Origin of the sequence: Streptomyces montanus (assembly GCF_005786655.1) — a bacterium.
In the GTDB taxonomy this organism is placed as follows: domain Bacteria; phylum Actinomycetota; class Actinomycetes; order Streptomycetales; family Streptomycetaceae; genus Streptomyces; species Streptomyces sporangiiformans.
Window position 1 is genome coordinate 1 of record NZ_VBZC01000071.1, and the last position, 19,792, is coordinate 19,792.

Genomic DNA, 19,792 nt, shown 5'->3' on the forward strand with positions numbered 1-19,792 from the left:
TGGTGTTCGGCACCGTGGTGTTCGCGATGTTCTCCGGCTTCCACTTCTGGTGGCCGAAGATGACGGGCAAGATGCTCGACGAACGACTCGGCAAGATCACCTTCTGGACGCTGTTCATCAGCTTCCACGGCACCTTCCTCGTCCAGCACTGGCTGGGCACCAACGGAATGCAGCGCCGGATTCCCGACTACCTGGCGGTGGAGGGCCTGACCGTCCTCAATACCGTCTCCACCATTTTCTCCTTCCTCCTCGGTCTGTCCCTGCTCCCGTTCTTCTACAACGTGTGGAAGACCGCCAAGTACGGCAAGAAGGTCGAGGTCGACGACCCGTGGGGCCACGGCCGTTCGCTGGAGTGGGCGACGTCCTGCCCGCCGCCGCGGCACAACTTCCTCACCATGCCGCGTATCCGCAGCGAATCCCCGGCGTTCGACCTGCACCGACCCGAAGTCGGCGCCGCCGGGGTGGAGTTGGACGCCGCGGAGAGGGCGGCCCTGCGGTGACCGCGATGGACGAGCGCCCGCTGGACGCGAACGCCCTGATCAACGAGATCGAAGGCCATCTGCTGGTCGAGGCCACCCGCGGCGAGGGCCGTGCCCAAGCCGGCCGTTTCGCCCGGCAGTTCGAGTGGCTCAGCGAGTCCCAGCGCGAGGAGATCGAGGAGCGCTACGCGAAGGAGTACTTCGCGCTCACCCGGCTCTCCTGGCGACGCACCGCACGACGCGGCGAAGAACTGCGGGCCGAGTATCAGGAGAGGTATCGCAAACTGCGCCGGCGGCTCGTCGGCCGGTTCCTGTTCGGGGTGGCCCTCTTCACCGCGGCGGTTGTGCTGGTCGTTTCCGTGATCGTGTACGAGTAGGGTGCTGTCATGCTGGACGCGGGATACGCGACATGAGTACGTCGATTCGGGTCGACGTGCCCGACGCGTTCGCCGCGTCGTACAGCAGGAGCGGCGCGTCCGGCCGTGCGTGGATCGCCGCGCTCCCGGGGCTGGCGGCGAGCTTCCTGGACCGCTGGGCACTGCGGCTGGACGGCCCCGCCGGGCACGGCATGGCCTCGCTGGTGCTTCCGGTGACCCGCGCGGACGGTACGCCCGCGGTGCTGAAACTCCAGCAGGTCACCGAGGACAACGCCGACGCCGCGCGCGGTCTGCGGGCATGGAACGGCAACGGTGCGGTGCGGCTGCTCGACCACGACCCGGACACCGGCACCATGCTCCTGGAACGGCTGGACGCGACCCGGCCGCTGTCGTCGGTGACCGACGACACCGCCGCGACGCGGATCCTCGCCGAGGTGATGGCTCGCCTGGTCGCGGTGCCCGCGCCGCAGGGCGTGCGGCGGCTCGCGGACATCGCCGCCGCCATGCTCGACCAGGTGCCGCGCGCCGTACCGGTACTGCGCGACCCTGCCGACCAACGGCTGCTGCGCACCTGCGCGTTCGCCGTGTCCGACCTGATCGGCGAGGCCGGCGACCGGCTGCTGCACTGGGATCTGCACTACGACAACATCCTGGCCGGGCAACGGGAACCCTGGCTCGCCATCGACCCGGAACCACTGGCCGGTGACCCCGGGTTCGACCTGTGGCCGGCACTCGACAGCCGGTGGGAGTCGGTGGTGGCCTCCGGCGACGTGACAGACACGGTGCTCCGCCGCTTCGACCAGCTGACCGAGGCGCTCGGTCTGGACCGGCGGCGGGCGTCCGGCTGGACACTCGGTCGCGTCCTGCAGAACACGTTGTGGGACGTCGAAGACGGCAGAACAGCCCTGGACCCGGCCCAAGCCGCCGTCGCCACAGCGATGCTGCGCCGTTGGTGACCGTCGGGCCATCCCACTCGCGTACAGCGAGGCGGACTTACGTGTCCGCCGGGCTCCACCCGGCCGGGCGCAGAATGCCCAGGAGCAGTTGGACCAGTTCGTCGACCACCTCGTCGAGACTCGCGTCGACCCAGCCCGAACTCCAGTCGTGCAGCAGGCCGTTGACGCTGCCGATGAAGGCCGCGGCGGCGACGCGGTAGTCGCGGGGCGCCGCCTCGCCGCGCTGGACGGCGGCCGCGGCCTCGGCGCAGATGAAGTCGATCCAGCGGGAGCGGCGGGCCAGCCGCTGTCTCTCGAGGCGGGGGCTGACACCGATGATCTCGACGAAGGTGATGCGCAGGCGACGTGGGTCGCTGGTGACGTTGGCGGCGTAGGCACGGAAGGCGGCGGTGGCGCGCTCCGCGATCGGCTGTCCGGTCACGTCGCCGAGTCCGGCCAGGGCGGCTTCCTCCGCCCAGTCGTTGACCTGGAGGTGGAGGGCGGCGAGTACGTCCTCGAGGGTGCGGAACTCCTCGTAGAACTGGCGGGTCGACAGCCCGGCGGCCTCGCTCAGGGCGGCCACGGTCGTGGCGCGGTAGCCAGGGCTGTCGCCGAAGAGCTGGAGCGCGGCGTCCAGGAACCGCCGACGTCGCTCGGCCTGCCGCTCCTGGGCGGACTTGCCACCATAACGGCCGGTCGGCGCTTTGATCCTGCCCGCCACTGACCCCTCCCTCATCACTCTTGTCGCTCAGATGGCCAATTTTGTCGTGTCCGACGTCTTGTGGAGAGCGGCACCCACTCCTTACTTTCCAGTAAGTAAGTCTGAACGCCCACGTATTCAGATCTCAGCTTGTCATGCTCCCACCAATGAGGAGAAGGTCATGTCTGCCTTCAAAGCCCGGCACGTAGGGCCGCTCGCGGCCGCCCTCGCCCTGATCGTCGCCGGACCGGCGGCGGCCACGGCCGGCACGCAGAACGCCTCCGACGGCACCCAGGACGCCTCCGCGGCCCTGCGCGAGGTGATGTTCGTCGGCAACAACTGGGACGGCACCGCCGACGTCATCAAGTCGAGCGGCGACCTCGCGAAGATCGGCCGGATCAACGTCATCCCGGACAAGGAACAGCGGATGGCGGAGATCAACGCCGACCCGATCAAGTGGATCTACTTCATGGCCATCCGCAACGGCGTCGGAGAGGGCCACGACCAGTTCGTCGACGACATGTACTCGACGCCCGACGGGTCGGCGATGGTGGTCTCCCGGCCCAGCTTCGCCGATGTCGTGTCGATCAACCTCGCGACGGGGAAGATCAACTGGCGCTTCCCGGTGTCGGGTTACCGTTCCGACCACATGGCGGTCTCCCCCGACGGCAAGCGTGTCGCCGTGTCGGCCTCGATCTCCAACACCGTGCACGTCCTCGACATCGCCACCGGCAAGCAGCTCGGCTCGTTCAAGACCGGCGACAAGCCGCACGAGAACGTCTTCTCCCAGGACGGCAAGTACCTGTGGAACATGTCGATCGGGGACGTGAACACCGCGACCGACGCCCCGTGGCTGGACTGGACGAAGGGCGACCGCAAGATCACCGTCGTCGACGCCAACACGTACGAGACGGTCAAGGTCATCGACATGCGCGAACGGCTCGACGCCTTCGGCCGCAAGGACCTGTCCGACGCCGTCCGCCCGGTCGCCTTCACTCCGGACGAATCGAAGCTCTACTTCCAGGTCTCGTTCTTCAACGGCTTCGTCGAGTACGACATCGCGAGCGACAAGATCACCCGCGTGAAAACACTCCCCAAGAACCCGGCGACGAGCGAGGACCGCACGACCTGGGTCAACGACTCGCGCCACCACGGCATGTCGATGAGCCCCGCCGGCGACAAGCTGTGCATCGCCGGGACGATGGACGACTACGCGACCGTCGTCGACCGCTCCTCCCTCCAGGAGGGCCCGCTCGTCACCGCCTCGAAGCCCTACTGGGCGACTGTCAGCGGTGACGGCAAGTCCTGTGTCATCTCCGAGAGCGGCGCCGACCGGGTCACGGCCATCGACTTCGCCACCGGGCGAAAGACGGCGTCCGTGACGGTCGGCGACCACCCTCAGCGCGTACGCCTGGCCCAGGTCCGCGCGGACTGGACCGGCCCGTCCGCTAACTGACCTTCGTCGCGACCCAGTTCGCCAGCTCCGTCCGCGCGGCACTCAGCAGCTCCGCGGACGGAGCCGTCGCGCCGTTGGTGACGAGCGCGTAGTGCGTGCCCGAGCCGGCGGCGGTCAGGAGCAGCCGACGACTGCCCGTGCCGCCCGGCTCGTTCGCGACCGCGACCGGGGTGGTCTTCGTGTACGAGGGCGGGGCCGCCGTCGTACCGAGATCGGAGACCACGGTGGTGGACGAGTTCGGGAAGGACGCGGGCAGGTGCAGTTCGGTGGGTGCCGAGCCGCCGTCGGAGCGCCACACATGCAGGGCGTACTGGCCCGAGCCCACCAGCTGCTTCACGCGCGGGAGCGAGTCGGGCACCGGGTTCCACGTCAGGGTCGTGGAGCCGTCGCGGGAGCGGTCCTCGTAGGTGAACGCGACGGTGCTGCCCGCCGTGGCGCTCGGGTAGACGCGGTCGAGGAGCCGGGCGTCCTGGCGCAGCACCGCCTTGCCGGAGTCGTCGAGGCGTACGGCGGAGAGGTCCTCGTCGTTCCAGGCGTCACCGGAGGTGAGCACCTTGTCGGGGTTGCCGTTCATCAGCTCGCGGTGGCGGCCGTTGTAGATGTCCCACTGCCACTGCGAACCGGAGAGGACCGGACCGGACTGCGCGGGCCGGGACCACCAACTGGCGCCCGGCACACGGGAGTCGAGCGCCTGGTACATCGCTTTGAGGACGGTCGGGGCCTTGTCGGAGACGGTCCCCGCCAGCGGATGGCCGAACTCGCTGATGATGCCCGCCGTGCCACCCGCGGCGGCACGGTCGCGCACCGTGCCGAAGTCGGTGGCGTACTGGCCGTCACCCGCCTTGCCCGGCATGAAGATGCCCGAGATCGCCTTCTGGTCGTAGAAGTGGGTGTTGAAGACGTAGTCCGGCCCGAGCTTGCCCGCGTCGAGGAGGCCGCCCTCCTGCTTCTGGAAGTCGATGTTCGCGTTCCAGAAGAGGTTGGGTTCCACGAAGGCGGGCTTGTCCTGCCAGCCGGCCGCGTCCATACGGGCGCGGAACTTCTCGTAGAACGGCCACAGGACGTTCTTCTCCCACTTGCGGCTGGTCTGCCCGGAGTCGTAGGTGCCCGCGTGGGGTTCGTTGTACGGGTCGAAGCCGATGACGCCCGCGAACTGGTCGTCGGTCAGGTTCCGTTCGACGTACGCCATGGTCTTCTGGGCGGTGGTGAGGAAGGCTTCCTGGAGTCCGTGCTCGTTGTGCCAGAAGTCGTAGGACGCCTGCTTCACGGCCTCGTTCTGCGTGATGTTCTGGCCCCAGAAGGGGCAGATTCCGCAGTACTCGTCCGGGTAGTCCCCGGCGTCGACGGCCCACTTGGGCGCCCCGTCGCCGGTGTACCAGCTGTCCGGGTCGAAGAGATGGCGCGAGTAGAGGTCCTGGTGGAAGTCCGGATACACGCGGATTCCGGCGTCGAGGAACGCGCGCATCTGGCCGGTGGCGGCGGCGAGATACGTGGCGTCCACCTGGCCGCGCACGGGCTCGGCATACGCCCAGGAGAGCAGGAAGCGGACCGTGTTGCCGCCGCCGAGGGCGCGCAGCGCGGTCGCGGACTTCTTGGCGTCGGCGACTGAGGCGAACGGCAGGCCCTTGTTCTCCGCCAGCTTCGTCTCGCCGGAGACGTTGTAGCCACGGAGCACCACTTCGCGGCCGAGGCCATCGGTGAAGCGGCCGTTCTCGACGGTGAGGGTGGCCCCGGCCGGTCTGTCGAACCAGAGGTCGTCGGGGAGAGCGGTGGCGGGCCGGGCGCCCGCCGTGGTCAGCAAGCCGGTGAGGAGAATGAGCACACCGAGCAGGCGCGTACGCGATGGTGCCATGTCCGCGATCTTTGACATGTCCACCACATTCGCAACGGCAGCAGGGGCCCGTCAACTCCTCTGACTCCAGAGTAAGTATCTGTTACTCCAAAGTAAGTACTCGTTTTCTCGGGGTAGTTCTGTCGCTGCACGTCGTCCTCGCGGTTCTGCGCGGCCGGCTTCGCCGTCATGTCCCTGGCGGCAACGCCCCGCTGCCGGCCGCCGGAGCGGTGGTCAACTGCCTGGGCACGGGCATGCCGCCGCCAGCCCTCCTCACCAGAGCGTCAAGGGCCAGCGGTTGACACTTGAGGGCATGAGCGGATCACGCCCGAGTTGGGGGCCAGGTGTGCCAGAGCCCCGTTCTCACCTACGAAGCCGGCCTGCGGATTGCAGGTAAGGGAAGGCGCAATCCCATCAGTTGATGCGATCGCCACAGGCACACCCTGTGGTCGAACGGTCGATTGCCGCCGTGATGTTGCTACTTGACGAACTCGGGCAGGACCCGAGGCGGCCAGTGGCCGACGGTCAGCATGCCCAGGGAGTGCGCCCGGGCAACGAGGGCCGCACGGTTGGGAGCCCTGAGTTTCCGCAACATCAGTCCGACGTGGTACTCGACACCCTGCCGACTGAGGTAGAGCCGTGTGGCAAGCTGCACGGTGGAGGCACCGCTCGCGACACCTTCGAGTACCTGGGCATCGAGCTTGCTGAGAAGAACGTCGCGGGGGCTGACCGCCTCCGCGGTGGTGTCGCCCGGGACCGTGTCCGGGTGGACGAGGACCACGATGCCGACAAGGCGGTCCGAGGTGCCGTGAACCGCTATGCCTGCCAGCTCGCAGGAGAACACGCGATGAGGGGCGCACACGCCCACTGTGCGTTCGACGAACCGGTTGCAGCGGCCCTCGGCGAGTCGCCTGAAGTGCCGGCCCATGACGCTCGGGGCGCTGGGATGCAGGAGGTCGAAGAGGCTGCGCCCACAGGTGTCGGCCGAACTGCGTCCGAACTGCCAGCAGAAGTCGGAGTCCGCGGCCGTGACATTGAGCTCGGTGTCGATGTGCGCCGTACAGGTACGGCGTCGCGCGCGGGGGTTGAGTCGGCTTTCCAAAGGATGAGCGGGGACGGTTGCGCGGGACGACACGGTCACGCTGTCACTGGCACGCGAGGCACCGGTCATGTTCTTGGTCATCTGAGACGTACCGTCTTTCTTCTGCTGCACATACATGGGGGGTTGTTCGACTGTCCCGTCAGGCCATGAGAAGCCCTAGTGTCGGGGTTTGCCAGAAAGTTGAGTACCTGAGCGGACAATGCCGTGGTTCGGTGGTTCGGTCCGGCGGGGCCGGCGGTTCTTCGGCGGCATTGTCGGTGTCGGGCCGAGCTGGGCCGTAGGCGATCGCGGCCATCGCAGTGACGGCGACGGCGGCGACGGCCCATGGACCAACCACCCATCGCTGCCATCCGTTGCCGCGTGCTGCCTTCTCGTCAGCACATCGGGACTTGCATACAACTCTCCGTCCAAGAATTCGTCATGACTCCTTGAAGCCACCAAATCCTCTGGAGTCGGGAGACTTTCCTTTTCACAGGGGGATCTTTGATGGCTTCGGGCCCCAGTGGACCCATGGGGGAATTTCTACAACGGATGTGCGGCACTGACTGTGTTTGTTGCTCATCCGATGGTGCCCGTATGGGCCCGTTTCGTCCGCCGGTACCCGTACGGGACCAGTGGTGGAGCGGAATTCGAGCGCTGCGGCAGCCCGAACACGCGGGCGAGCGGGGCCCGTTTGGTGCCTGCCCGCCCTGTGCGGTGCCCAGCAGGGGCAGGGCGGTTCGATCTACCGCCCATTAGCCCTCCGCCTCGGCATCGACCTCGAAGTCGTTCGCCGCACGACCGGCACCCGCGGCTCCACCGTGCTCCCGCGCAGGTGGACGGCGGAGAGGATGCTCGGCTGGCCGATGCTCCACCGCCCTCTCAGACCGGAGCGTGATGCGCCGTGGCTGGAGCCCCAGCTGACGTACGGCCGACAGGTGTGCCGCGCGTGACTGGAGATCGCGACGACCCGCCGCCGACCGCGCTCGATAATGCCTGGCAGCACCGCCCGGCAGGCTGCCGGCGCGCCACCCAGGTTGACCCCCATGGCGTGCCAACACTCCACCGGGTCGTTCTCCCAGGGTGGTCCGGCCGGTGCGGAGACGTCAACGTCGAACATCACTCCAGCGGACGTGACCCTGCACCGGAAGCACTGTGCTCACCTGCATAAATGCGCCCTAAAATGGATCACCTCGTGTACTCGTGGTAAATACCCGTTTTCTCGGAGGAGTTCAACGTCATCCGGCAACCCGCCGTGTCACGTTCAGCAGGTACTCCTTCCGGTCCAGGGGGTTGTGGTCGGTCCGGGCCCGCTCCGGGAGCATGCCGCGGGCGACCGGCGCGTAGTGGTCGAAGGCGGACTCCAGCTCGCCCTCGCCCCGGGTCATCCCCGGGAGCTGCTGCTCCAGTTCGTGCACCCGGGCCGCCGGGATCCGCCCCTCCAGCACGGACGCCGTTCCCCTCGTCCGGGTCGTCTGCGGCGCGGCGCGCAGCTTCGCCAGGACGGGCAGCACCGCGCCCAGCGTGTCCGTCGGGGCCTCCAGTCGGAAACGGTGCATCGGCTCGTGCACCTGGGTGCCCGCCTGCCGCAGCGCGTCCATCAGCACCAGTGGAGTCAGTCCGCGGAAGTCGGCGCCCGTGCTCGACATGCTCTTGTCGAACCGCTGATGGGCGTGGCTCTGCCGCGGCGAATAGCCGGAGTGCGTCATGGTGACCGTGCAGTCGGTGACCTGCCAGCCGTGAATGCCCTGGCCCAGCGTCTCCCTCACGGTGTCCTCGACGGCCTTGAAGAACGCGTACGGCATCGATCCGAGTTCGGCCTCCAGCCGGAATTCCACGCCGGAGCCGACCGGTGCCGGATCGACGCGCAGACCGACGGTCGCGAGGAAGGGGTTCGGGTCCTTGCCGTTGAACTCGACGGCCGCCCCCGTGCCGACCGGCCGCTCGACGCAGATCGTCGTCGTCTCGCGGAAGGTGACGTCGATGCCGAATTCGTCGGCCAGCGTGGCCTGGATGACCTCTTTCTGCACTTCTCCGTACAGGGACAGCGAGGTTTCCTGCCGGATTTCGTCCTGCCGAAGATTGATCAGCGGGTCCTGTTCGGCGAGTTGGGTGAGCGCGAGATGCAGGGCGCCTTTGTCGGCCGTTCTGGCCGGGACGACGACCGTTTCCAGCGTCGGCGGGGAGAAATGGTGCTCGGCCGGCCCATTCCGCGGTACGCCGATGGTGTCGCCGATGCGGATGTCGCCCAGCCCCCACAGCTTGCCGATCCGCCCCGCCGTCACGGACGTTGTCCGCGCGGCCGAGCCGCGGTCGAAGACGCTGATCGCGGTGACCTTGCCCTCCTCGCCGTCGCGGAACGGCAGCCGGTCGCGTGTGTGCAGAGTCCCCGAGAACATCCGCGCGTACGCGACCTTCTCCCCCGCCGGCCCGCGCTCGACCTTGAAGACGGTCCCCGAGACCGGACCGTCCGTGTCGCCCGTGGCCGAGGGCAGCAACTCCCGGATCCCCTTGACCAGTTCGCTGATCCCCGCCCCCGTGATGGCCGAGCCCAGGAACACCGGGTGCACCAGGCACCGCCCGGTCTGAGCGGCGAGTTCCCTGTGCAGTCGCTCGCGGGAGACGGTCGCCTTGTCGTCGACGTACGCGGCCAGCAGCCCGTCGTCGTGCTCGGCGAGCAGCTCGAGAAGTCGCGGCGCGGGACCGGTGTACGGGGTGAAACGGGCGTCCCGCGTGCCCAGTTCGCGGACCTCGCCCATCGGGACGATCGCCGGGGTGAGCCGCCTGGAGATGCTCTCCAGCAGGTCCGCGTACCGTGCCCCGGCACGATCGATCTTGTTCACGAAGATCAGCGTCGGAATGCCCAGCCGCCGCAGCGTCCGCATCAGGACGCGTGTCTGCGCCTGTACGCCTTCCACGGCCGACAGCACGAGGACCGCGCCGTCGAGCACGCTCAGCACCCGTTCCACCTCGGCGATGAAATCCGGGTGCCCGGGTGTGTCGATCAGATTGACCGTCACGTCGTCGATCGCGAAGGAGACGACGGCGGATTTGATCGTGATGCCGCGCCGGCGTTCCAGCGCGAGGGAATCCGTCTGGGTACTGCCGTCATCCACGCTGCCGATCTCGTCGATGACCCCGACGGTATGCAGGAGCCGCTCGGTCAGGCTCGTCTTACCGGCGTCTACGTGCGCCAGAATTCCCAGGTTCAGCGTGTGCGTGTGCGTATGCACCGGGTGTCATGTCCTTTGAAGTGAGAGGGATTCCTTCCTGGGTGGACATGAACGGTGCTCGCATGTGCTGCTCCTCAGATCTGCTTGATCAATGACGGCTCGTCTCCCGTAGTGCAGCAGGCGGCGTGCGCGAGCGCAACGGATTAACGTTGACGGGGCGGCAGCCGGTGGAGGTGTACGTCCGTCAGGCGGGCGTCGCTCACGACCGCCGTCATGTACGTGCAGTGGGGCTGGCGGCGGCGGTCGGTGGGTGAGCCGGGGTTGAGCAGGCGCAGGCCGGTCGGTGCCGTGGTGTCCCAGGGGATGTGGCTGTGGCCGAAGACGAGGACGTCGAGGTCGGGGAAGCGTGCGGCGCAGCGGCGTTCGCGCCCCGCCGCGGCGCCGGTCTCGTGGACGACTGCGAGGCGCAGCCCGTCCAGTTCGGCGTGGGCCACTTCCGGCAGGCGGGCCCTGAGCGCGGGGCCGTCGTTGTTGCCGTACACGCCGATCAGCCGGTTCGACCGGCTTTCCAGGAGGTCGAGGGTGGCGACGTCCACCCAGTCGCCGGCGTGGATGACGATGTCGGCGCGCGGGAGTTCGGCGAGCAGCGGCGCAGGGAGCTCCTTGGCGCGCTGGGGGATGTGGGTGTCGGACATCAGCAGGAGGCGCACGCCACTCAGCGTAGGACGGACGGTTCAGCTCAGGGCGATCTCGCTCCACACCTGTTTGCCGCCACTGACCGGCACGGTTCCCCAGACCGCCGACAGGGCCTCGACCAGGAGGATGCCACGCCCCCCGGTGGCCTCCCAGCCGATGCTGGTCGGCTTGATGGGCGTACGTGGTGAGGCGTCGGCGACGGCGACGCGCAGGCGGTTGTCGATCAGCGTGAGGTCGAGCCGGACCTGGCCGTCGGTGTGCACGAGGGCGTTGGTGACCAGCTCGGAGACGACCAGCAGGATGGCGTCGGTCTCCTCGGTCACGCCCCATGCACGCAGGGTGCGCTTGGTGAAGCGACGGGCGTGCCGGACCGCCTCGGGCAGGCGCCACACCGTCCAGCTCTCGCGCTGTGGCCGTAGCGCCATGCCGTCGTAGCGCAGGAGCAGCAGGGCCACGTCGTCGCTGCGGTTGGCGTAGGTGAGCAGGGCGTCCGCCACCAGGTCGAGGTGGGCGGGGTCGGCGGCGGCCAGCTCGTCGGCCAGCCGGTACAGGCCGTCCTCGAAGTCGAGTTCGGCGGACTCGACCAGACCGTCCGTCGTCAGCGCCAGCAGCGAGCCGGGGCGCAGCGGTATCGGGCTCATCGGGAAGTCGGCCTGTGTGATCACGCCGAGCGGCGGCCCGCCCTCCGTGACCACGACCTCGGTGGTGCCGTCCGGGTGCCGCAGGACCGGGGGCAGATGTCCGGCTCGTACGCACCAGGCCGTGCCCTCCTCCATGTCGACGTCCACGTAGCAGCAGGTGGCGAAGAGATCGGTCTCCAGGTCCACGAGCAGCCGGTTGGCATGGGAGACCACCACGTCCGGAGGGTGACCCTCGACGGCGTACGCGCGCAGGGCGGTGCGCATCTGGCCCATGAGCGTCGCCGCCCCGGCGTTGTGCCCCTGGACGTCGCCGATGACGAGGGCGACGTGGTTGTGGGGCAGCGGGATCACGTCGTACCAGTCGCCGCCGACCTCCAGGCCCGCCGTGGTGGGCAGATAACGGGCGACGGCGACCGCGCCGGGCAGGGTCGGCAGGCGGCGCGGGAGCAGGGTGCGCTGGAGCATCCCGACGAGTTCGTGTTCGGCGTCGAAGGCCTGGGCGCGTATCAGGGCCTGGCCGGCGAGACCGGCGGACGCGGTGAGCAGGGCGCGCTCGTCCGGGCCGAAGTCGTGCGGAGTGTCCCAGCCGATCAGGCAGGCGCCGGCCGTGCGGCCGCCGGCCGGCAGCGGCAGGACGGCGAGACCGCCGGGTCCGACCTCGGCGAGCGCGGGTTCCAGCGGCGTCCCGGCGGGCCAGATCGCCGCGCGCCCCTCGCGCAGGGCGGCCGCCAGGGTCGGCATGGTGCGGATGGGCGCGTCGGGCCACTCCGAGCGCCACTCGCTGCGCCACACCTGGGGCCATGCCTCCGGCTCCGGCGGGTCCAGGACGGTGACGACGAGGCGGTCGCCCTCCACTACGGCCAGCGCCATGCGGTCGGCCAGCAGCGGCCGGCGCAGGGCGGTGACCACGGCCTGGCTGACGTCCCGCACGGTGCCCGCGGTGGCCAGGGCTGCGGCGAGTTGCTGGACGCGGGCCACCTCGTTGATGCCGGTACGCAGTTTCGAGGCGTCCGCGACCGTGCCCACGAGCCGCGCCGGCTGCCCGTCGCCGGCGGGCAGCAGCTGTCCGCGCAGCCTCAGCCACCGCTGCTCCCCGGAGGGCTGGAGGATGCGGAACTCCAGCTCGCGGTCCCCGATGGACATGTGGTCCGCCTCCACCACGGACATCAGCGTGGGCAGGTCCTCCGGGACCGTCATCCCCAGCAGGGTCTCGACCTTGCCGTCGAAGTCACCCCTGCTGAGGCCGAACAGCTCCAGCATCTCGTCGTCGACCTCGACGCGCCCGGTGTCCATGGCCAGGGCGAACGCACTGCTGGGCAGGCCGTCGCCGTGCGGGGCGTCGCCGTGCGGGGCGTCGGCAGCGCCCGCGGACGGAGGAAGAGGTCGGGGCGGGGAGGGGACCCGGGGCGGGAAGGGGCGGACCACGACCGCCTCGGCGAGCAGTTCCAGGCACTGCCGGTCGTCGGCGTCGAAGCCGCCGGGGCTGTCGCTCACGGCGAGCAGGCATCCGCCACCACCCTGATCCGCGGGCAGCGCAACGGCGGCCAGCGAGAAGTCCCCCGCGGGTGTGTGCTGGACGCCGCGGGGATCAGGGATGCCGGGGGGATCAGGGATCCCTGAGGGATCGCGGATACCGGAGGTTTCGCGGATGCCGGCATCCCCGGGATTCGTGGCGAGTTCCTCGGGGCCGAGCCACAGCGGCTGTCCGCGGCGATACGCGTCCGCGGCGGGCGAGTCCTCGGAGAGGGGATAACTGTCACGCAGCCCGTACAAGGTCCAGGGCACGCCCGCGGACTCGACCAGACTCAGCTGTTCGTCCTCCCCCGGCGCGTACACGGCGGCGACCGTCGCGCGGCCGAAGACGAGGGCCAGCTCGATCACGCTCCGCAACCGCTCGCGGGAGCCCGGATCCGCGGAGAGCGCCTTGAGGGCAAGTTCAGCACGCAGTGTTCTCGTTCTGCGTCCCGCAGCGCCCTCACTTACCACGTCCGCAATTACAGCGCGTCGTGGACGCTCGCGCAGCCCTTGTGACGGTTCCCGCTCGCCGTGCGGGAACGGTGCGCACGAGAGAGCCTTGATTCCGGTACTCCTACGCACGTCCGTGGGAGGAGGTGGTCGGCGTGCCTGAGTGGCAGGAGCCGGACAACGTCCCGGCGACGGTCGGCCGACCACTGCTGTCCCTGACGCTGGCCGCGATCATGGACGACGTCCACGCCCACTCCGGCGCGGTCTATCTGCTGGCCCCGGGGGAACAGGTCCTGGAGATGGCGGTGATGGCGGGGCTGCCCAGGGCCTTCGCCGCGCCCTGGGAGCGGGTGGGGCTCAGCGCCCCGGTCCCGGTGGCGAAGGCGGTGCGCGAACGCCGGCTCGTCTGGATCGCCGGCGAGGAGGAAATGGCCCGGGACTATCCGCGGATCGCCGTGGTCCTGCCGTATCCCTTCGCGCTGGCCGCGCTGCCGGTGGCCACCGAGCGGGCCGCGTACGGAGCGATCTTCGTGACCTGGCCGGGCACGCGTCCGTCGGAACTGTCCGACCGCGAGCGGGACCATCTCAGCGCCGCCTGCGGCCGCCTCGCCCTGCGTCTGGAGCGGGCCGTCGAGGAGGGCTACCCGGTCCGCCCCGAGCCCGATCTGCTCGCCCCGGCGTCGGTGGCGACCGTGGCCGGGACGCTCGGCACGGTGGAGGCCGTGCGCATGGTGGCCCGGCTGCCGTACGGGCTGTGCGCCCTCGATCTGCACGGCCGGATCACCTTCGCCAACGCCGCGGCGGGCAAACTGCTCGGCCTGCCGGTCAGCGGCCTGCTGGGCACCCAGCTGTGGGCGTCCGTGCCGTGGCTCAACGACCCGGTCTACGAGGACCGCTATCGCGCCGCGCTGCTCAGCCAGCAGGTGACGTCGTTCGTGGCGCTGCGCCCGCCGGCCGACTGGCTGTCCTTCCGGCTCTATCCCACGACGAACGGGCTGAGTCTGCGGATCTCCCGGGCGCGCGCGGTCGCCGGGGCCGGCCGCGCGGAGATGCCACCCGGGGAGGGTGGGTCGAGTCTCGTGACCATCTCGCAGGTCCTGAACCTGGCCAGCGCGCTCACCGAGGCGGTGGGCGTCCAGGACGTGGTCGATCTGGTCGCCAGCGAGATCGCCCCCGCCGTCGGAAGCCAGGCGCTGGTCCTCCTCGGCACCCAGGGCGGCCGGCTGCAGGTACTCGGTCATCGCGGCTACCCGAACCCACAGGCGGTGGAGCGGTTCGACGGGATGCCGCTCACCGCACAGACCCCCGAGACCCATGCGCCCAACAGCGGCGTGCCCGCCTTCTTCGAATCCCGCAGACAGCTGGAGCGCGTCTATCCGGCCCGGCCGACCACCGCCGACGGCATGGCGGCCTGGGCGTACCTGCCGCTGGTCGCGTCCGGCCGGCCGGTGGGCACCTGTGTCCTCGCATACGCCGAACCGCACGCGTTCCCGGCCGACGAACGTGCCGTACTGACCAGTCTGAGCGGACTGATCGCGCAGGCGCTGGAGCGGGCCCGCCTGTACGACACGAAGCACCAGCTCGCGCATGGTCTGCAGGCCGCCCTGCTGCCGCACTCCTTGCCGTCGCTGCCCGGTATCGAGGCGGCCGCCCGCTATCTGCCCGCCACGCGGGGCATGGAGATCGGCGGGGACTTCTACGACCTGGTGCCGACGCTCGGCGGGGCCGCGGCCGTGATCGGTGATGTGCAGGGCCACAACGTCACGGCGGCCGGGCTCATGGGACAGATCCGCACCGCCGTACGCGCGTACACGACCGTCGGCCGGACGCCGGAGGAGGTCATGCGCAGCACCAACCGGCTGGTGATCGACCTGGGCACCGACCTCTTCGCCAGCTGTATCTATCTGCGGCTGGATCCCGCGCACGGCCGGGCCGTGATGGCCCGTGCGGGGCATCCACCGCCCTTGCTGCGCAGGCCCGACGGGCAGGTCCGGACGCTCGACCTCGCCGGAGGTCCGCTGCTCGGGATCGACACGGCCGCCACGTACCCGACGACCGAGGTCGCGCTCGACCCCGGGGCGGTACTCGCCCTCTACACCGACGGGTTGATCGAGTCCCCGGGTGTCGACATCGAGGACGCGCTGGCCGGGCTCTCCCGGCGGCTCACCGAGATCGGCGACCAGCCGTTGGAGGAGCTGGCCGACAGTCTCGTACGGCACAGCGGAACGGAACGGGACCGGGTCGACGACGTGGCACTGCTGCTGCTGCGCGCGCGGGGCGGCTGACCCGGGTCACACACGCAGGGGGCCACACACGCGGGGCGGTCCGGCTCTCCCGCCGGAGAGCCGGACCGCCCCACCACAGCCGTCACGCGTGTACGTCGTACGGCCGAGTCAGCTGGATCAGCCGGGTCAGCTGTTCAGGCCCTGGCGGCCCTAGCCGTTGTTCGCGCCGTTGGCGTTGGCGTTGCCATTGGCCGCGCCGTTGCCGTTGGCGGCGCCATTGCCGTTGGCGGCGCCGCCGGCCTCTTCACCGGCACCCGCGCCACCGCCGCCGGCGCCGCCTTCGCCGATCGTCGCGCCGACCGCCTCCAGCGCGGTGGTGACCGGCTGGAAGAAGGTCTCGCCGCCGACGGTGCAGTCTCCGCTGCCACCGGAGGTCAGGCCGATCGCGCTGTTCTCGTTGAACAGCGAGCCGCCGCTGTCACCCGGCTCGGCGCAGACGTCGGTCTGGATCAGACCGCTGACCGAGCCCTCCGCGTAGTTCACGGTGGCGTTGAGGGCGGTGACCGTACCGGAGTCCTGGCCGGTGGTGCTGCCCATGCGGGTGACCGGCATACCGACCTCGGCCTCCGCGGCCTGCGCGATGTCGACCGTCTCGCCACCGAGGTTCACGGTGCTGGGCGCCTCGGTCGCCGGGTCGTCGTACTTGACGAGCGCGAAGTCGCCCTCACCGGGGAACGTGGCCGTGTCCGCGTCGGTCGTGCCGATCGCCGCGCCACCCTCCTCCTCCGACCACTCGGCCGCCGCGACACCACAGTGACCCGCGGTCAGGAATGCGGGCTCGCCCGCGGAGTCGGTGACGTTGAAGCCGAGCGAGCAGCGTGACCCGCCGCCGAAGATGGCGTCGCCGCCCGCGGCGAACGTCTTGAACGTACCGGCGGACCTCTTGACCTCCGCCATGCCCCCGAGCGACTTGACGGTCGACTCCACCTGGTCCCAGTTCTCGCCCTTGACGGAGCTGTCGGCGGTGACCTGGATCTTGTTGGTCTTGGGGTCCATGGCCCAGGACGTGCCGGGCACGGTCGCCTTGGTCTTCAAGGTCTGCTCGGCGGCCTTAAGCTCGGACATGCTGTTGTCCACCTGGCGTACGACCGCACCGGCCTGCTCGCCCAGGATGATGTTGTTGTTGTCGCCCACGACGTTGATGACGAGGTTCTGCTCGTCGGAGTCGTACCACGACCCGGCGAACGCGTCGCCGAGCTGCTCGGCCAGTTGCGCTGACAGGGCCTGCGCCGCCGCGGCCTTGACCGACTTCGGTTCGGCGCTTCCCGATGAGGACTCGGTCTGCGACGCCATCGCGTTGGGGAGTATGAGTGCCGCCGCGCCGAGCGCCGCCACGCTGCCCGCTGCTATTACGGCCTTGCGCTTCGGTGTTCGCTTGTGACTCAACTTCTTGACCTCCTGGGGACGGGGTCCGAACTGCCGGGGTGGCAGTTGGTGGCGGCGCCTGGATGGCTGTAGGTACGGATGCTGTGCGTGTGGTGTTCAACGTGTTTTCCCAACTCTCTTTGCGAAACTGCGCATCGCGCGTTGCCAAGGCCTTGCCGTCGACGACGGCGAACAAGAGCCGGCATGGGCTGACCAGCACCGACGTACCCAAGATCCTCGCGGACGCCTTCCTCCCTGGAGGCGCCCCAACTCCGCGTAGCTGTCGTGAAGTTGAGTGACCGTCGGCAGGTGATGCGACTGCTCACCAGGCCAAAGGGTCCGCTATTGGATCTCTATGCCCGATCGGCCTACCTTCGAGAGTGTCGGCGCGGCGGCGCACCGTTTGCGAACGCCGTCGCGCGAACCCCCCAACTCTCGGAGCATGTGACATGTCGAAGATCCTGTTCGTACTGACCGGCGTCGACCACTGGACGCTGGCCGACGGCACCAAGCACCCGACCGGCTTCTGGGCCGAGGAGGCCGTCGCCCCGTACGAGGCACTCAAGGCCGCGGGGCACGAGGTCGTCGTGGCCACCCCGCGCGGGGTGACGCCGACGGTGGACCGAGGGAGCCTGGCCGCCGAGGTCAACGGCGGCCAGGAGGGAGCGGACAGGATCGCCACCGCCCTCGCCTCGTTCGCCGAGCTGGGCAGGCCCATCCGCCTCGAAGACGTCGACCTGGACGGCTACGACGGCGTCTTCTACCCCGGCGGCCACGGCCCGATGGAGGACCTGGCGGTCAACGCCGACTCCGGCCGACTGCTCGTCCAGGCACTGGAGTCGGGCAAGCCGCTCGGCGTGGTCTGCCACGGCCCGGCCGCGCTGCTCGCCGCCACGAAGGAGGACGGCAGCAACCCGTTCGCGGCCTACCGCCTGACCGGATTCACGAACGCGGAGGAGACTCAGGCCGGCCTCGCCGACAAGGCCAGGTGGCTGCTCCAGGACCGACTGGGGGAGATCGGCGCCGACTTCCAGGAGGGCGAGCCGTGGGCCCCGCACGTGGTCGTCGACCGCAATCTCGTCACCGGCCAGAACCCCGCCTCCTCCGCCTCGCTCGCCACCCAGCTCCTCAAGAAGCTGGACTGACCCCGCCCGTGGCGGAGGCCACTCCCTCGCCCTCCGCCACCACCCGGTAACAGCCCGTCCGTCAAAGCGAGCTGAATCCCGGCTTCAGGAAATCTGCACATCGAATACGCAGCCAAGTCACGGCACGCGGCGAATCCACACAGCGGCTCGTCGCGTGCCGCGCCTTTGGAACGAGAGTGTCCGATTCGGAATCAGCAGCCCGGCCCCGAAATGTGACCACCCCCGGGATTCGTGTGAAGAACTCGCCCCCGAGCCGTGCACACACCTGCACGGATGGGTCGCCTCGGGCCACAAGTGCCCTGATCACGTGGGCGGTTGATTGGATGCGTGCCACGGCACCGTGCTTTGATCCTTTGCACCGCGGGGGTCACGTACGGTTCCCGGTTCCGGGAAACCGGACGCCTGCGTACGCGGCCCGACCATCTGTCCCCAGAGGGGGCCGCTCCCCCCTTATGAATATCAATAGGAAGGGAAGTTCCATCATGAACTCCACCCCCCAGGTCGAGACCGTCGAGATCGCTGACGCGGACCTCGACAACGTCTCCGGTGGTCTGTCCGTCAACGCCGTGGACACCGTCACCAGCACGCTGGACGGCGTCGCCCCCGTTTCCAGCACCGTTGACACGGCCGTCGGCACCCTCGAGGGCGCGACCGGCCTGAACACCGCCCCGGTCACCGGCCTGGTCGCCGGTCTCTGAGCGCATCAGCGTGCCTTGAGTCCCGGAACCGCTCCCCGGTTCCGGGACTCTCGGATGCCGTAAACCAGTCGGCCGTACGGCAGCCGTTCACCCTGGCCGTACGTCATGTCGTTCGCAGGTGAGGGAAAGTCCCGTGCAGTTCCGCCAACAGGCCCTCGCCAAACTCCAGTCACCCGAAGAGCTCGACCTTCCGGTGCGTTTCGCCCGCCCCCAGGGGTGGCTCGTGCTGTCCGTGACGATCGTCGTCATGGCGGCCGCGTCCGTCTGGGCCGCGACGGGTTCCGTGGCGTCCACGGTGAGCGCGCCCGCCATCCTCACGCACGGGCAGGGCAGTTACGTCCTGCAGAGCCCCGTCGCCGGCCAGGTCACGGCGGTCCTCGCCAAGCAGGGCCAGCGCCTCGCCGCCGACGCCCCCGTCCTCAAGGTCCGTACGGAGAAGGGCGAGACGGTCGTACGCACCGTCGCCGCCGGCCGGATCACCGCCCTCGCCGCCACCATCGGCGCGATCATCAGCACGGGGGCGAACGTCGCCTCCGTGGAGAAGGTCGCCGACGCCGACGACCCGCTGTACGCGACGGTGTACGTGCCCGCGGAGAACGCCGCCACGATTCCCGGGGACGCGGCCGTGGACCTCACCGTGCAGTCGGCGCCCACCCAGCGGTACGGAGTGCTGCGCGGCCATGTGAAGTCGGTCGACCGGAACGCGCAGACACCACAGCAGATCACCGCCTACCTCGGTGACAGCCAGCTGAGCGAGCAGTTCACCAAGGACGGCAGGCCCGTGGCCGTCCTCGTCCGCCTGGACCGCTCGTCCGGCACGAAGTCGGGCTACAAGTGGTCGTCCGCCGATGGCCCGCCGTTCCGGCTCGACTCCATGACCATGGCCTCCGGATCGATCCGCCTGGCCGATCAGCGTCCGATCGATTGGCTGCTCCCGTGACCGCTCCCCAGGACACCGCGGAGTC

General features: G+C 69.5%; 15 protein-coding genes. 8 read left to right on the plus strand and 7 right to left on the minus strand.

All coding sequences use genetic code 11. The annotated features are described in order from the left end of the window. The 3 genes from FE633_RS40005 to FE633_RS40015 all read left to right on the plus strand — a co-directional run. On the plus strand, positions 1-500 hold a 500-nt coding region (locus tag FE633_RS40005), incomplete at its 5' end, for a cbb3-type cytochrome c oxidase subunit I (protein ID WP_171060313.1). A gap of 5 nt (positions 501-505) precedes the next feature. Continuing rightward, entirely contained in the window at positions 506-856 is a 351-nt protein-coding gene (locus FE633_RS40010; RefSeq protein WP_138050077.1) for a hypothetical protein, read from the plus strand. Between the two features lie 32 nt (positions 857-888). Next, positions 889-1,812 carry an aminoglycoside phosphotransferase family protein gene (locus tag FE633_RS40015; RefSeq protein WP_138050078.1) on the plus strand — a complete coding sequence of 308 codons (924 nt, stop codon included), beginning with the start codon at positions 889-891 and terminating at the stop codon, positions 1,810-1,812. Positions 1,813-1,849: 37 nt separating this feature from the next. Here FE633_RS40015 and FE633_RS40020 read toward each other — a convergent pair whose 3' ends face one another. Beyond that, complete coding sequence (locus FE633_RS40020) at positions 1,850-2,512, minus strand: TetR/AcrR family transcriptional regulator (protein ID WP_138050079.1); 663 nt, start codon at positions 2,510-2,512, stop codon at positions 1,850-1,852. A gap of 160 nt (positions 2,513-2,672) precedes the next feature. Here FE633_RS40020 and FE633_RS40025 point away from each other — a divergent pair, with 160 nt between their 5' ends. After that, the gene (locus FE633_RS40025) at positions 2,673-3,947 is read left to right on the plus strand and encodes a YncE family protein (protein WP_138050080.1); all 1,275 of its coding nucleotides are present in this window, start codon (positions 2,673-2,675) and stop codon (positions 3,945-3,947) included. Here the strand turns inward: FE633_RS40025 and FE633_RS40030 are convergent. From FE633_RS40030 to FE633_RS40060, 5 genes are all read right to left on the minus strand, one after another. Next, the gene (locus FE633_RS40030; protein ID WP_246114040.1) at positions 3,940-5,817 is read right to left on the minus strand and encodes a cellulase family glycosylhydrolase; all 1,878 of its coding nucleotides are present in this window, start codon (positions 5,815-5,817) and stop codon (positions 3,940-3,942) included. The two genes, FE633_RS40025 and FE633_RS40030, sit on opposite strands and share 8 nt — an antisense overlap. Positions 5,818-6,256: 439 nt before the next feature. Next, the gene (locus FE633_RS40040; protein WP_246114041.1) at positions 6,257-6,961 is read right to left on the minus strand and encodes a helix-turn-helix transcriptional regulator; all 705 of its coding nucleotides are present in this window, start codon (positions 6,959-6,961) and stop codon (positions 6,257-6,259) included. 1,136 nt (positions 6,962-8,097) lie between these two features. Next, positions 8,098-10,092: an elongation factor G gene (locus tag FE633_RS40050; protein WP_138050082.1), complete on the minus strand. Its 1,995-nt coding sequence runs from the start codon at positions 10,090-10,092 to the stop codon at positions 8,098-8,100. Between the two features lie 143 nt (positions 10,093-10,235). Next, positions 10,236-10,742: a metallophosphoesterase family protein gene (locus FE633_RS40055; protein ID WP_138050083.1), complete on the minus strand. Its 507-nt coding sequence runs from the start codon at positions 10,740-10,742 to the stop codon at positions 10,236-10,238. A gap of 24 nt (positions 10,743-10,766) precedes the next feature. Continuing rightward, the gene (locus FE633_RS40060; protein ID WP_425473293.1) at positions 10,767-13,205 is read right to left on the minus strand and encodes a SpoIIE family protein phosphatase; all 2,439 of its coding nucleotides are present in this window, start codon (positions 13,203-13,205) and stop codon (positions 10,767-10,769) included. Positions 13,206-13,567: 362 nt separating this feature from the next. On the opposite strand from FE633_RS40060, the gene FE633_RS40065 reads away from it, so the two are divergent. Beyond that, positions 13,568-15,619 carry a SpoIIE family protein phosphatase gene (locus FE633_RS40065; protein ID WP_138050111.1) on the plus strand — a complete coding sequence of 684 codons (2,052 nt, stop codon included), beginning with the start codon at positions 13,568-13,570 and terminating at the stop codon, positions 15,617-15,619. 150 nt (positions 15,620-15,769) lie between these two features. Here the strand turns inward: FE633_RS40065 and FE633_RS40070 are convergent, their stop codons facing one another. Continuing rightward, positions 15,770-17,005 carry a S1 family peptidase gene (locus FE633_RS40070; protein ID WP_138050085.1) on the minus strand — a complete coding sequence of 412 codons (1,236 nt, stop codon included), beginning with the start codon at positions 17,003-17,005 and terminating at the stop codon, positions 15,770-15,772. 428 nt (positions 17,006-17,433) lie between these two features. Between FE633_RS40070 and FE633_RS40075 the strand changes: the two genes are divergently transcribed. The 3 genes from FE633_RS40075 (at position 17,434) to FE633_RS40085 (ending at position 19,767) form a co-directional block, all read left to right on the plus strand. Beyond that, positions 17,434-18,129: a type 1 glutamine amidotransferase domain-containing protein gene (locus FE633_RS40075; RefSeq protein ID WP_138050086.1), complete on the plus strand. Its 696-nt coding sequence runs from the start codon at positions 17,434-17,436 to the stop codon at positions 18,127-18,129. Between the two features lie 482 nt (positions 18,130-18,611). Further along, complete coding sequence (locus tag FE633_RS40080; protein WP_138050087.1) at positions 18,612-18,827, plus strand: type A2 lantipeptide; 216 nt, start codon at positions 18,612-18,614, stop codon at positions 18,825-18,827. A gap of 133 nt (positions 18,828-18,960) precedes the next feature. Beyond that, the gene (locus FE633_RS40085) at positions 18,961-19,767 is read left to right on the plus strand and encodes a biotin/lipoyl-containing protein (protein ID WP_138050088.1); all 807 of its coding nucleotides are present in this window, start codon (positions 18,961-18,963) and stop codon (positions 19,765-19,767) included. The last annotated feature ends 25 nt before the right edge of the window (positions 19,768-19,792 follow it).

Excerpts from the sequence above, each read along its gene's own strand:
- FE633_RS40010 (WP_138050077.1), top strand. The coding sequence starts at position 506 with ATGGACGAGCGCCCGCTGGACGCGAACGCCCTGATCAACGAGATCGAA.
- FE633_RS40015 (WP_138050078.1), top strand. The coding sequence starts at position 889 with ATGAGTACGTCGATTCGGGTCGACGTGCCCGACGCGTTCGCCGCGTCG.
- FE633_RS40025 (WP_138050080.1), top strand. The coding sequence starts at position 2,673 with ATGTCTGCCTTCAAAGCCCGGCACGTAGGGCCGCTCGCGGCCGCCCTC.
- FE633_RS40030 (WP_246114040.1), bottom strand. The coding sequence starts at position 5,817 with ATGTCAAAGATCGCGGACATGGCACCATCGCGTACGCGCCTGCTCGGT.
- FE633_RS40040 (WP_246114041.1), bottom strand. The coding sequence starts at position 6,961 with ATGACCAAGAACATGACCGGTGCCTCGCGTGCCAGTGACAGCGTGACC.
- FE633_RS40065 (WP_138050111.1), top strand. The coding sequence starts at position 13,568 with ATGGACGACGTCCACGCCCACTCCGGCGCGGTCTATCTGCTGGCCCCG.
- FE633_RS40075 (WP_138050086.1), top strand. The coding sequence starts at position 17,434 with ATGTCGAAGATCCTGTTCGTACTGACCGGCGTCGACCACTGGACGCTG.
- FE633_RS40080 (WP_138050087.1), top strand. The coding sequence starts at position 18,612 with ATGAACTCCACCCCCCAGGTCGAGACCGTCGAGATCGCTGACGCGGAC.